9 protein-coding genes are annotated in these 14,646 nt (G+C 33.9%); 1 reads left to right on the forward strand and 8 read right to left on the reverse strand.

Annotation, left to right across the window (positions count from 1 at the left end):
- Window positions 1-41 precede the first annotated feature (41 nt).
- From CC92_RS0107380 to CC92_RS0107395, 4 genes are all read right to left on the reverse strand, one after another.
- A complete protein-coding gene (locus tag CC92_RS0107380; RefSeq protein WP_029503554.1) occupies window positions 42-461 on the reverse strand; it encodes a putative ABC transporter permease in 420 nt (139 codons plus the stop codon).
- 241 nt (window positions 462-702) lie between these two features.
- Entirely contained in the window at window positions 703-1,302 is a 600-nt protein-coding gene (locus CC92_RS0107385) for a hypothetical protein (protein WP_029503553.1), read from the reverse strand.
- 264 nt (window positions 1,303-1,566) lie between these two features.
- A complete protein-coding gene (locus CC92_RS0107390) occupies window positions 1,567-3,756 on the reverse strand; it encodes a cellulase family glycosylhydrolase (RefSeq protein WP_155998378.1) in 2,190 nt (729 codons plus the stop codon).
- Between the two features lie 358 nt (window positions 3,757-4,114).
- Window positions 4,115-7,498 (reverse strand): hypothetical protein, encoded by a 3,384-nt coding sequence (locus tag CC92_RS0107395; RefSeq protein WP_029503551.1) that lies wholly within the window; start codon window positions 7,496-7,498, stop codon window positions 4,115-4,117.
- Between the two features lie 347 nt (window positions 7,499-7,845).
- On the opposite strand from CC92_RS0107395, the gene CC92_RS0107400 reads away from it, so the two are divergent.
- Window positions 7,846-8,223 carry a hypothetical protein gene (locus CC92_RS0107400; protein WP_029503550.1) on the forward strand — a complete coding sequence of 126 codons (378 nt, stop codon included), beginning with the start codon at window positions 7,846-7,848 and terminating at the stop codon, window positions 8,221-8,223.
- 118 nt (window positions 8,224-8,341) lie between these two features.
- Here CC92_RS0107400 and CC92_RS0107405 read toward each other — a convergent pair whose 3' ends face one another.
- The 4 genes from CC92_RS0107405 to CC92_RS0107420 all read right to left on the reverse strand — a co-directional run bounded on the left by CC92_RS0107405 (window position 8,342) and on the right by CC92_RS0107420 (window position 14,627).
- Window positions 8,342-9,298 carry an NAD(P)H-dependent glycerol-3-phosphate dehydrogenase gene (locus tag CC92_RS0107405; protein ID WP_029503548.1) on the reverse strand — a complete coding sequence of 319 codons (957 nt, stop codon included), beginning with the start codon at window positions 9,296-9,298 and terminating at the stop codon, window positions 8,342-8,344.
- 81 nt (window positions 9,299-9,379) lie between these two features.
- Window positions 9,380-9,793, reverse strand: coding sequence for a GNAT family N-acetyltransferase (locus CC92_RS0107410; RefSeq protein ID WP_197035787.1), 414 nt, complete (start codon window positions 9,791-9,793; stop codon window positions 9,380-9,382).
- Window positions 9,794-10,346: 553 nt separating this feature from the next.
- Window positions 10,347-12,026: a M3 family oligoendopeptidase gene (locus CC92_RS0107415; RefSeq protein WP_029503546.1), complete on the reverse strand. Its 1,680-nt coding sequence runs from the start codon at window positions 12,024-12,026 to the stop codon at window positions 10,347-10,349.
- Between the two features lie 333 nt (window positions 12,027-12,359).
- Window positions 12,360-14,627, reverse strand: coding sequence for a methyl-accepting chemotaxis protein (locus CC92_RS0107420; RefSeq protein ID WP_029503545.1), 2,268 nt, complete (start codon window positions 14,625-14,627; stop codon window positions 12,360-12,362).
- Window positions 14,628-14,646: the final 19 nt, after the last annotated feature.

The following is a 14,646-nucleotide window of genomic DNA, read 5'->3' on the forward strand; positions in this document are numbered from 1 at the left end:
ATTTAACACTCCTCATTACATAAATAAAATTTGAGGGTTTCTTAGAAAAATTGATAATGTGGCTTTTCTTCTCCAAATAACCAATATCTTAAGTAATCATCCAATATAATGGCGAAGCCAGATAAAACACACCAAAGTAATGAAAATGGTAAGCAAACCTGTCCTAGAACTTGAAACGCTTGATTGGAATAATCCCAAACATTTAACTGAAATACTATGTTGATTAGGATTCCTGAGATTAATTCTACAATAGTTACGATAACTCCTCCAAATAAGGCTTGTAACCAAAAAGGAGATCTCGGAAGGTATTCATTCAGCATACCAATTAATACAAAACAAATCCCACCTACAATACCCATAGTCCAATGAGTATAACCACGTCTTGAAATAATTTCGATTAACAGATATAATGTTCCGCCAATTAAAAATAAAGTCAAATATTTATTAATCAAAGCTTTCATAACATTCCTCCTAATCATAGTTTCACCTAGATTAGGATTTCAATGCTGAGAATAACTTCAAAAGGCTATAGTATATGGAAAGTCTATTTTTTTATACAATGAATGAAAACAAATGGTACTAATATATAAAGGTAGTGATATATTAGTAGTTTATTTTCATTTTGAAACATATTCCATATTATAGTAAAAATATTCAATTCTTACAAGATAATTTTTCAATAGATAACTCTTTCTATCTTTACTAATTCACCTTTTTATCAATAAATTCCACCTCACAAATAGCACTTTGTCCCGCATTAAGCCATTCTGTTTGAATTTGCCTGCGCTCCAGTAAATAAAAATCTACAGCCTCCCATAAAGAAAAGGTTCCCGCAATACTCAAAAACTCCATAAAAAGTGGATTCTGATTTGTTATCTCTAGTAAAAAGTATAGTCCGAGCAGTAGAAATCCTAACACTGTAAGACAAACTATTTTCAATGTATTTATTTTTAAATCCAATCTCTTGTCTTGTAAAATCAGCGTATAATGTTCTTTTATATAAGAACTAATTTTCTTTTCCTCTTGTGCAATCAGATTTGAGTTTAAGAAACGGATAATAATCGGATAACGTACCGGAATATAGTATATTTTAGAATCTATATATTCATAGATGTCCCCAGAAAGATCCTTTTGACAACCATAAGAAAATGGCTCATAAAGGGTAGTATCTTCTTGTAGTATGACATTAACGACAGCTCTCCCATTTTCGACATATTCCTTATCTATATGCTCTCGCAGTGAATTTCTCTGTTTTTCGAATAGTCTTACCCTTTTAATTTGCTCTCTTCTTAAATTTTTCATACGAATTTCTAACGTTCAATCCTTCCTGTAAATGTGCCTATCTATAATGAATTTCATAAATTTATATTCATAAAATTATGAAAAAACTAGGTTATCCTACTCTGTCTCAAGTATAAAGATAACCTAGTCTTTTTATCGTTCTATCATAGTTATTAACTCATACTCTTTATCCTATTCCTTTTTACGATAGTAGAGTTGAATTAATTTTATTTATAAAATTGGAAGTAACGCTGTCATTTTTCCATAAAATAAACTGGAAAACATTTAATTTGAACTAACCAACGTAACATTAGCTGGTGGCGCAACAGTTTGTGTATCATGCGATGCAATGAATCCAAAGGTCATGCTTTGCCCTGGTTCTAGATTCATAGCCCATGCTGGTCCCTTCACTGTAATAGTACCAGAAGTCTGACTAACTAAGTCAGCAGCCCAGATCTGATCGATATATCCAGTATAAGTAAAGGAGACTACATAATTCTTAAGTGCTTTGCTAGAGGTGTTTGTTAATGTAATACTCGCCTGTGTATGTTTATCCCAAGTATTTGTTACTTCATATTTTAATGAAACTGGTCCTGTTCCTGGGATTGGAGTAGGCGTTACCGTTGGGGTTACAGATGGTGTTACGCTTGGTGTTGGTGTAACAGTAGGCGTCACGGTTGGTGTCGGAGTTGGTGTCACCGTTGGCGTTGGTGTTGGTGTTACTCCTGTTGCGGTACCTGTTATCGTACCATTTGATTTATTTAGGTTATATTTCGCCTTTTGCCCATCATAGAATTCCATCTCAAATGATATATTGCCATCATAAACGGATCCATCTTTAAAGAAATCGGACTTAATGGTTAATATATTATCGGTATAATTTGCCTGATAATTAGAACCATACTGTAGGTACATCCACCAGCTTTGGTTTGGTCCAACACGATTAGAACCTATATAAGCAGTGGAACGACGGAGTTTACTTCCGTTAAATTGAACTGGAATATTAATTCCATTTGATACAGTTCCGCTTGCATTCTGAAATACCGGTGCTTTAAATTTCACAAGATACTGATGCCAATCAGCTCCACTTGAAAACTTAAGCACTAATTCAGCTACAGTTCCATAATTGCTACCCATTGCATCATAAACTTTCTTAACATAAGAAGATTTTAAGGTCAATGTTGCACTGGATTGGTTATATGTATAATCGGTACCGTTAGTTAATCCAGTAACTCCAACAAAAGTGTTACCATTTAGTGTAAGTGGTATATTGATATCAGTAAAGGAACTACCATTTAAGTAAATAGTATCAAGACCAGTTGCATAAGAGGAACGTCCCGTCATAGAAGCTTCTAACATCTTTCCAACCACTGGTTTTCTCCAACTATACTGAGAATCATTACGATTGATACCAGATCCATTGTCCCAAAACATTAAACAGATTTTCTTCTGTCTAGCTACATGATTCATATACTCATAGTATTTTAGTTCTTCACCTGGTTGATTACATTCAAATGCAGAGTCATATCCCAGAAGACCAAACTCTCCGATTACAACACCGATTCCTTTTGCTGTAAAGGCATTATAGACAGTATCTAATGCCTTGTTGACTGCATCACGAGGAGTGTAATCACCATTTCCCCATAGGTCTTCATCAAAGCCTGTTTTTCCTAAGTTTGCACTAAATACCCATTCACTATAATAATGAACAGTTGCAATAACATTAGGATCATTTAATTTGGTAATGAAATCAGCCAATGGAGCACTCTTCTCATGGTTCGTATTCAAGGATGGTAAAACAATCATTCTCTTTGCATTCAATCCACCAGAAGCACGAATAATATTATAAGCTGCTTGGTTAATCATATCCAATTTATTCTGCGCCGTAATACTTCCGGAATCTGTAAAATTCGGCTCATTAATCGTTTCAAAACTTACTTGTAATGGATAATCTTTAAATGCCTTCGCAAGTTGATCCCATATCTGAGTAAATCTTACATATTGCACAGAACTCTTATTTCCATCCCATGAGGATAACCATATCCAAGAGTCATGGTGAATGTTTATCATTACGTATAGACCTTCTGCAACCGCATAATCTACTACTTCTTTATAACGTGCAATCCATGCACTATCGACAGTGCAAACACCATTACTCTCCGTATATCTACGATATAAAGTTAATGGTATACGAATACTATCGTATCCTTTTTGTTTGACTGCACGGATTAGCTCTTTTGTAACCTTAGGATTACCCCAAGCTGTCTCGCCCAAATCTGGTTTAGAGGTATCTGAGTCAAAACCATCAAAGGAATTTCCTAAGTTCCAACCTTGGCCCATCGCCTCAACATACTGTTGAGAGGTAAGACCGTCTGCTGTTACTGCTTGTGCTGGCATTCTCCCCCATTGCAACGATGCTATCATTGTTGCAACTGCCACTAAAACAGCACATCTTTGTTTCAGTTTTCTTTTCATTGCTATTCCTCCTTATAATTATTTGATAGGACTGCATGTCCTACGTGGAAATCGTATACCATTTATTTACATTTTTCAACCCATGAAATTTTACATGTTTTATATTATTTTATTTACATTTTTAGTTAATGATATTTTATTAACATTGTTGTCCGTTTACTTTTACATTTGTTATTAAATAGAACTATTTTTTCACAAATCACATAATAATTGTAATTTATATTAATTATTATCAAAATAGTTTTGTATTAATGCGAATTATACCATTTATGGTATTTAATAATGTAAAAAAGAGATAATTAGTATGCTTTTCAAAAGCATACTATTATCTCTTTTATTCTAATCCTTCTAATTTAATTTACTTTTTATCTATTTTACTTTCAAGCTCAATCATTAACTCAATAATATGAGTTTCTAACTCATCAATTTTCTTATCCTTTTCTGCTAAATTCATTTCTAATAATTGCTTCTCTTTATATAGGTTCTCTTTATTAAGCTTCTCATTATCGACTGTATCATCTATTATTGATTTTTCCTTCTCTTTGAACTCCTTGATTTCAGTAGTTAAAGTATTATTTATTTGTTGAAGTTCTTCATTTTTATCTATTAATTGCTGTATTACTTTTGTCTGCTCTTCTACTCTATCTTTTTGCTTTGCTATATTCATCGTTTGTTCAATAGAGATGTCACGTTGCCTCTCTAATGCAAGCTTTGCTGAGTTCATGATAGCATCTTTTTGATCTATTTTACTTAATAAAGTATTCTTCTCAGATTCACTCACTTTTATTTTTTCTTCTAACTGGCTAATAAGTTCTTGTGCTCTTTTTACCTCACTTGAAAGAACTTCTTTATCATTCGTAATTTGTTTCATTGCTTCTTGCAGCTGATTCATATCATTTGCTTTTGTTACATCTTCTTGATGAATCTTATATAATTTTTGTTCTAATTGATAAATATGTTCTTTCCGTTGTTCTAAAAGCTTATCTTTTTCATTGATAAGTACTTCGTAATCAATCACTTTTTGCTCAACTACTTTTAAGCTTTCCACCTCATTTTCAATCTTTTCTTCAAGTAATTTAATCTTATTGTCAGCTTGTTCTTGTAACGCTTGAGTTTCTCCTCTTAGATCTCTATTCTCAAACTCAGCTTGTTCTAGCTTCTTATTTAGATTATGAACTTCTTCCTTGGTTAACTCTATATAATCCTCTAACTCACTAAGCTTAGCTTTCAGGGATATCTCTTCTTCATTTAACTTTTTAATGATACACTGTAATTGCTCTTTTTCCTGGAATTCTCTTGCTATCTGATCTTCTAATAACTTTTTCTCTTTTCTTGCATTTTCTTTTATCTCATCTTGTTCCATTTGAGCAAGTTTCTTATATTCTTCAAGTTTATTCTCTGATAATTTTTTATATTCTTCTAATCTAGTTTCTGCTTCTACATATAGATTTTCTTTCTCTTGTTCTGCAAATTTCTTGAATTTTTCTAGTTCCAGTTCTGAGTTTGTTTTAATTGCTTCTTTTTCAACTTTTGCATCTTCTTTTATTAAAAGAATCTCTTGATTAAATTTTTCTTGTAACTCTTCATTTTCTTTGATGAATGTTTTTTTCAGGTTTTCGACCTCAAGACTTGCTTCAGCTTTCAGTCTTTTCATTTCCTCCTGTACCCTATGATTCTCTTCTGTAGAGTGTTTTAGTTTAAAAGAGACTTCGGAGACTTCCGCTTCAGATAATTCTATAAGTTCTTCTAATTCTCGAATCTTTGACTCCAAATTAGCTTCTGTTTCTCTTGAATTCTCAACTTCTTCCTTTAACTGTTCTCTTTCTTTAGCTGCAACGATTAACTTCTCCTCAAGGAGGTTTCTCTCTTTTACCGTCTTCTCTTTTAACTCTTCTTGTTCAAGAGCTACAAGTTTCTTATATTCTTCTAATTCGTTTTCCTTAGAAGTTTTTATATCTTCTTTCTCTTTTTCAACTACTGTCTTTATATTTTCTATCTCAAGTTGTGCAAGCTTCTTGTGTTCTTCTAACTCACGTTCCGCTTTCACCTTCATATCTTCTTTTTCCCTTGTTACAAGCTTCTTATATTCCTCTAAGTCTTGATTTGCTTGCGATCTAATAGCTTCCTTCTCTTGTTCCGCAAGCTCCAAGTATTCTTCTAAATCTTGCTCTGCTTGCGCTCTAATGTTGCTTCTCTCTTGCTCAAACTTTTCCTGTAACTTTAAATTTTCTGCTTGAAATTGTTTTTTCAGAATATCTATCTCGTTGCTTGCTTGTTTTTTCAGAGTATCTATCTCGTTGCTTGCTTGTTTTTTAACCGTTTCTACTTCATTCAGTAGCCTAGTATTTTCTTCCTCTCCCTGCTTTAGCTTCTCAGATATTTGAGCAACTTCATTTCCTGATAACTCCAATAGTTCTTCAAGCTCGCTAACCTTAGATGTTAGGTTTTCAGCTTCTTTACTTAAGTTTTCTAGCTGTTTTATTAGTTGCTCTTTCTCGAGTCTGGAAGAGGTTAGTAAACCTTCAAGCTCCAGTTTTTCAGCATCTAACTTCTCTTTTTCTTTGGTTAAACCATCCAGTTTTTGAGACAGGATATTAATTTCTTCTAATGACTTTTTATGATCCGAGTTTGATTTTTCGACTAGAGTTGAAAGCTCCTCAATTTCATTTACCTTTATCAGATTTTCCGAAGAGGTTTCCTTAAGCTCTTGCTTCGTATGTTCAAGCTGAATCTTTATTTCTTCTAAAGAATTCGTTAACCCTTGGTTTTTCTTCTCCTCATCTTCTAGCTTAAGTATGAAAGATTTATGTTCTTCCGTTAGAATTACTTTTTCCTTCTCTAAATCTTTGACTAAATTCTTACTTTGCAGTAATTCACTCTTTATGTTCTCATGAGTATCTAGACATTGATTTAATTCAATTTGTAGCTTTTCTATGTTCTCTACTAATTTGCTATGTTCTAACTCTTTTTCTTCAAGCTGTTCCTTTTGCTGTAAGAGTTCATTCTTCCCAAGCTCATATTTCGCCTTTAGATCCTCTAATTGAATATTCAGACTATCTTGGCTTTTCTTAGCTTCCTCCGACTTAAGTTTTAATTCTTCATTAAGGGCTTTGGCCTTAGTTAGTTCTTCCTTTTGCTTCTTTTCTTCTTCCTCTAAACCATGGATGAGATCAACCTTATTTTTAATGATGGAAGTTTTTTCCTCAAGCTCCATCTCTAGACTCTTCACGTTCTCCGAAAGTTTAGAAATTTCATCCTCTTTTTCCGTGAATATAGTCTCTGATTCTTCTAATAGCTTTGCCAGCTCTTTTAGCTGGTTTTCATTCGCTTCTATTTTTGCTTTCCCAGACAAACGTTCTTCTTCGCTTATTTTTAATTTATTTTCCAACTCATTCAATGCTTTTTGCTTTTCTTTCACTGTGCTTGAGAGGCTTTCCTTATCAAGACGAAGCGCTTTTAGTTTTGAGTCATAATCGTTAACTTCACTGTTCAATCTTGAAATCTGGTCTTCTCTTTCTTTCACATAAGCTTCCACCTCAGCAGTAATTTCATTGTACTTTGCAATCTCACTTTTGAAAAAAGTAACGCTTTGCTGAAGCTGTCTCATTTCCTGCTCTCGTTTTTCTATAAGTACCCTGCTTTCTTTATAACTATTACTTAAATCCTCTATTGTTAACAGACTATTCTTATATTCTTGTTCTATCTCTAATAAACGTTGTTTTTCCTGCTTGGATAATAGCATTTGCGTGCTCCCTTCTATCTTCCTTCTACTTTTGTACATATACTTTGGTAAATGTAATTACCTCTATAAGATAAATTCTATCAATATTCCTTTGTTAAATGGATTACTTGGGCTTTATTATACTTGTTTTTGTTATAAAAATCCATGCTTTCTGAAGGTTTCCTTTTTTTCTCAAATTAAAATTGGTGATATCACATTTTACAAAATTAAAGCTTTTTATGCCCTCTGTAAGATATTCTCCAAAACAACAATTAGAAATATTTGATTACCTAATATTGACATTAAGAAAAGCAAAAAGTATACTATGGATACTGAAATATTTTTTTAGTATACATAGAGGTAGAGCAATGAAAAAGATAAATTCTATCAATTATGGCCATAAGATAATTAGCAGTGCGTCAATTTGTTTGATTGTTGTACCAGTGATCTGTTATTTTCTTTGGTCGTTAACGAAGCAAGAACAGTTTCAACTATTTGCAATAGCATCGCTGGTATTAGGTTTTCTAATTCTTTTATTCCTTTTTGTTTTACTAAAGATTGAGCTTTATCAAGATAAAAAAATAGCGGAATATTTTAAAGCAAATGAAAAAACCAGAGTAGCATTAAAGAACGGTTTCTACGAATGTCAGACCTGCGGTAATACTCGGATACAACAGGAACAGAAAAGTTGTATTATCTGTGGGACAAAGTTTAAAGATTGGAGTGATGATGATGGTAGCAAATAGTAGCAGTAAATTTATATGGATACATCAACGATAGATTAAGCATTAATATGCTACGTGACAATCTCTTCTATCTCTTTATTGACTGATGCTACTATATTGCTGCCATAGGAAATTCCAACTAAAATTCGCACTTAATGGATCTGGTAAATAGACCATTTAAAGTTTCTGGAGCATCCTTCTCGCGGTATAATATCTCATAAACTGCCATACAAATTGGTAAGTCCACGCCGTAGTTTTTTCCAAGGCTTACAATCGCCTTAACGGTATAATAACCTTCCGCTAATTTATCAAACTTTTCTTTTTTTACAAAGGCCTCGCCAAAACGGCGATTATGGCTATACTGAGAAAATACCGTAGCTTCATAGTCTCCTAAATGGCACAATCCATAGGCTGATAACTCATTTCCACCCATCGCTTTTATTAATCTTGCAATTTCTCTCGTTCCTCTTGACATTAAGGCACCCTTTAACGAAGATAGTCCTAAACCATCTAACATACCAGCAGCGATACCTATTACATTCTTAGCTGCCGCACCGATTTCATTTCCAATCAGATCCTGTCCGTAATAAAAACGAATCAAATCACTTGAAAATGATTCCACCAGTAACTTTTTCACTTGCTCATTCTTACTATCAATTACCATGCAATTTGGCACCCCACGATAGAACTCTTGTACATGACCAGGCCCAAGCCATACCGCTACCTCATTGGAGAAATCCAAATTGTCGTTCACAATTTGGGTTAATCTTCTTCCAGATGAGATTTCGATTCCTTTCATACATAGGACAATAACTTTATTCTGTATATGGAGTGGCTTTAATTCGTCCATTAGGCTTTGAAGTCCCTGCGAATTTATTGAAATAACAATAATCTCAGATTGTATAACTACATCAAGCTCATTTGTTAACTCTACGGATAGAGGTAATTCCAGTAAATCATTCTTTCTCTCATGCATAAATCTTTGCATATGTTCCGAGTCTTTCCGACCATATAACGTGACTTCTTGTCCAATCTTATCTAAATACCATGTTATTAAGGAGCCCCAGCGTCCGCAACCAATCACTGTAATTTTCATACTAATCTCCATTCTCTCGAAATTATGTGAATTTGTACTAAGACACAAATTCGCATTTCTATAGCCTCCAGATTTAACTCTCTAAAGTCGTTTTAAAAAGAAGTACTCTGAAAAACCATCCTTCTGATTTTCATAGAAACCAACTTGCTCATAACCTAAAGCAAGATAAAAATCTTTTCCTTGCCAATCAAACGTATCTAACCTTATCATATTGGCACCTAGAGAAATCGCTCTTCTTTCTAATTCGCTCATTAACTGTCTACCGATTCCTTGTTGACGATATTTCTCCTCAACAAATACAGTGGAAACATACAATATCTTAAATGCCGTCATACACGCATCAATTCCACCAACTATGGTATCCCCTATTCTTGCTCCAATATGTATCCTTCCATCTAATTTGTATGAGATATACTTCTCATCAAAATCATTTAACCTAGTTTCAAGAGCTTCCACTTGATCTTCATTTAATTCAATTATTGTAATATCATTCATTAAAATCACCACCCTTATTGAGCTTATATTTTACCATGTTTTTATTATGAGAACAATCAAACATTTTCTATAAAACAAATAATAAAGGTAGAAATAATGCCGTACTATCTGACACAATAGCTTAATAAATGCCCGCTAACACGATATAGTAAAATCAAACTTCCTATCGTAAATAACTTTCATTAGTATTTACGATGAGGATAATTTACATATCATCTTTAGCAGGCATTTTTTATGTGCATTCAGTAGATTTTTCTTAAAGGCAATCCGTCTTAACATACTCATTTACAGGATTTGATGAGATACTTCTTAAAAAGTAAATAATTATTAATTTGGCTCTGTCACAACTTATAGTTGATATTTATTCTTGTTTGAGCAGAGCATTTATGCTCTGCTCAATTAATATATCTTTAACCCATTTTGATGAAATAAAAGTAATAGACTAATAGAGGATTATGAGTATTCATTTATGGCTGTTTCATGGCTTTAATAACAATTATATAAATCATACCCTTCTCATAAACACTACAATTATCAAAATATAATTTAAGAACTAAGCAAATAACTTACTTTCCACAAAATCTATAATCTTTTTCACACTACCATCTTTTAGAGGGTTACTAAGCCCTGCATAAGATAACGTCTCAAAATACCCCTTACTACCACCGATTTTGCAGAGTTTATAATAATCCTCCCATGCTTTTTTGCTATCCTCGCACATCTTTGCATAGAATTCAAACGCTCCCATCTGTGCCAGTGCATAATCAATATAATAAAATGGATATAGGAAGATATGCTGTTTCTGCATCCAGAAACCTCCCTGCTCTAAGAATTCATTTCCATCGTAATCTCTCCATGGCATATACGTTAACTCTAGTTCACGCCATACTTTTCTACGATCCTTGGCAGTTAGATTTTCCGAAAAGACACGATGCTGGAATTCATCAACACATACCATATACGGTATTACTAAAAGAGCTGAGGCAAGATGAGCATATCGATACTTATCCGCTTTTTCACCAAAGAAACTCTCCATCCAAGGATAAGTAAAATGCTCCATCGACATCGAGTGAATCTCATTAATCTCACTTGTTGAAAATACCATTACAGTCAGCGGTTGAATCCTACCAGCTGTAAATGATTCAAAAGCATGACCAGCTTCATGTGTTAATACATCCACATCTGCACTCGTTCCATTAAAGTTAGAAAAGATAAATGGTGCCTTGTGTGCAGCAAGGTACGTACAATATCCACCAGGTCGTTTTCCTTGCTTTGTCTCAAGATCAAATAACCCGTGTTCCTTCATAAAATCAAAAAACTCACCTGTTTCCTTGGAGAGCTCTCGATACATTATTTGTGCTTTATTTATTAATTCATCTTTATCTCCAATTGGTTCCGGATTTCCTTCTGGATAAGAAAGAGACTCATCATAATAATGCAAATTGTCAATTCCTAAACGTTCTTTCTGTTCCTCATAAAGTCTTTGACAAACCGGTACAATTACTTCCTTAACTTGCTTTCTAAAGTTTTCCACATCCTCAGATTTATAGTCAAAACGACCCCTCTTTAAATAAGCCATATCAATATAATTGGAAAATCCTAATTTCGTAGAGATACCTTTTCTGAGTGTAACTAATTCATCATATAACTTATCTAAGTCAGGAGCTGCCTCTTTATATAAATCAGCCCATGCTAAAAATGCTTCTTTTCTCTCCTTGCGATCTGTACTCTGCATGTGCTTTAATAGCCCATAAAAGTTACAGCTTTTTCCTCGAAAAGTTGTACTGCATGCTGCCGCAGTCTTTGAATAATTTTGTGTTAACATAGCTTCCATTGCTATATCATCAACAATAGCTTTATTTGCAAGCATCTGACTTACTTCCATTTTCTTAATTAGAAGTGGGCCAAATTCCTTTTCGAAATCATCTTTATATTTAGAAGCAAGAATTACTGCATTTTCTTCTTGGCTTAATAAGGTGAATTCGCCAAGCTCTTTGTGAAACGCTTTCATTTCTTCTTCATAAAATATATCCGTTGTATTCACCGTATTACGAATGCTCGCTATCGTCTGCATCGTACGCATATTCTCGCTATCTTTTTCTTCTTGTAGAAACAAATTACGCATCTCTTCATAACTGGATGCTTTTTTTAATTCTTGAATATAATTTCTTATACGTTCCTTTTCTTCATTAAAATCAGGTCTTTGGTATTCTAATTCCATGAAATTTTTCATTCTTTCCTCCTTTAGTAGCATTAATGGCTAATAATAAATAGTCTAAATAACTTTAAAAATAGCAACAAGAAAAAGCGCGCAATACGAGCTTTTCCTTGTTAGAAACTAGTAAATCTAGAAAGCCCATCACATGGTATTTCTTCTAAATTTACAGCAATAATTGTTACAGTAATGATTGTGCGTAGATTAACATAACTCAGAATCAATGTCAAGGTACGCTAACTGCTTCGCGAACTATTCCTTTTTATGAACATACGATCCTCAGAGTACTAGACCTTAAAGAGCAATTTTGGGGCTTTTTAAGGTTTAGTACTCTGAGGATCGTATGTTCTCCTATTCTATCTTAAATAATTGAATCGCTTGAATTAAAGAAAGTGCCTCTTTCTCAAGTTCTTCTGCTTCCCGCTTTAAAACCTCAACTGCATGTAACTGATTGTCAGCAGTTGTTACGAGTTCTACCGAAGCTGCAGCTGTTTCTTCTGATGTCGCAGAGATAGTTTCCAGTGCTTCTAAGGTTACATTCTTCTTATCTGTCACAACAACAATTCGTTCACTAATCGATACTATGCTTGCAACAAGTTTTTCTACTTGATTTCCGATTAATTGAAATGCAGCTACCGTATCTCCCATTGCATGTGCTTGATTTTCCAGCATTTTTTCTGCTTGATACGCACTTTCCATTGTAGAATCAGAGAGACTTTGAATGTAGCTAACAATCTTACTTATCTCAGCAGCAGATGCCTTCGATTGTTCTGCCAGTTTTCTTATCTCATCTGCTACCACAGAAAAACCTCTTCCTGCTGCTCCTGCTCTGGCTGCTTCAATGGAAGCATTGAGCGATAAGAGATTTGTTTGTGTCGCAATATTATCAATGGAACTTACTATATTAGATATTGTTTTTGATTCTATGCCAAGTCTTTGTACCTGAGCGATAACTCCTTTTGTGATATCAGCAGTATTTCTTGCATTTTCTCCTAACTCTTTTACCATCTCTGTATGATCAGTCAGGATAAGCTTCGTATCATCGGATACTTTTACCATCTCATTCATACTTTGATACACGCTTATAATCTGTTCTGCCAAATCATTCATATGCAAATAACACTGCTCAATCTCCCTTGCCTGATCTCCTGTCCCAACTTCAATATCCGAGATTGATGAATGAATCCCCTTTGAAGTTTCAAACAAAACCTGAGATGTTTTCGTTACTTCCTTTGAAGAGAAAGACACAACTTCACCAATTTTTACAGTTTTATGGATAAGCCCTCTCATGTTCTCATTCATTTTATTGATTGCCAAGCCCAGATATGAAAATTCATCTTTTCTTTTTAAATCAAGCTGATTCGTTAACTCCCCTTCTGCTGTCGCAGCTAGAACAAAACTCACTTTTTTTATAACTCCAGCAATACTTCGTGCAAATAAAATTCCGCATAAACATGCTATCGTGCTGGCACATATCACTATGATTACTGTTACCGCTTTTACCGAATCCACTTGTTTTAGTACCGCTTCTTTGGGAACTAAGGCACAGGTATAGGCTCCGCTTGTTTCCAATCTGGAATATAGAACTAAGTAATCTTTTCCTTGATAATCCACATAAGAATACCCATGTTCTTCTAAATCTCTCTCCGGAGAGAATATATTGTTTTCTATTAGAGGTATGTAATTCTCACCTTTTGAAACAATGATTTCCTTTCCATCATCAGTAATAAATGCAACCATGCTACCATTAGGGAATTCGCTCTCTGTGAGAGTATTCTTTATAAACTCATTCGAAATATCAAGTATCATAATTCCAACTTTCTTACCGGAGGAACTTAAGATATATCGAATACATGAAATTCCATATTCCTTCTGCTTGTTCACAGCTTTATCAAGTATCTTATGAGAGCCAATCCATGCTATCGTTTTACCAGAGTCTAAGAATTCTTTAATTTCTCCCTCACTACTAACCGCTTGGTAAATTTCATCGCTATAGATTTCCGATCCGATGATGGACTTATGACTACTTCCAAAAAAGTATAGATTGCTTACGTCTTCATCAATGCTGACTACATTCCCAAAGGTTGAGGATAATTTCTTTACCAGTTCCAACTCTTGTACAACATCTTTTTGGCTACTACCATAATAATCACGCACAGAATTGTTCATGATGTATTCCAAAGATTTTGTTTCTTGTTTTTTGAGTCCGTAAGAATAATACTTACTCATCATATCAAGCGTATTCAGAGTGGCCTGCTCATAGTTTTTTACAATAGCATTGGAAGCCACCAGATAAGAAACTACTCCTAAAACAATCAAGAATATGACCGGAATAAAATAAATGATGACCATCTTAAAACCAATACTGATAAAACCTTTCTTCCTATTTACCGGTTTATCTTCTTTCCTTATCCTTGGCTCAGAATCCATATTAATACTCAATTCGTTCCTTCTAATCGGCTCATTTATCCTATTCGTCTCATTACTTCTATGTAACTCATTACTCCTATGTAGCTCATTTTCTGTTTTTGATTCATTTAGTCTTCTTGATTCCTTCTTCCGTAAACCGACCTGAATGTTAGATACCTTCTTCTCCCTTTTTGGTTCCTTCTCCTTCATATTCATCTCCACCTAATGA

The organism is Lachnoclostridium phytofermentans, assembly GCF_000733755.1.
In the GTDB taxonomy this organism is placed as follows: Bacteria; Bacillota; Clostridia; order Lachnospirales; family Lachnospiraceae; genus Lachnoclostridium; species Lachnoclostridium phytofermentans_A.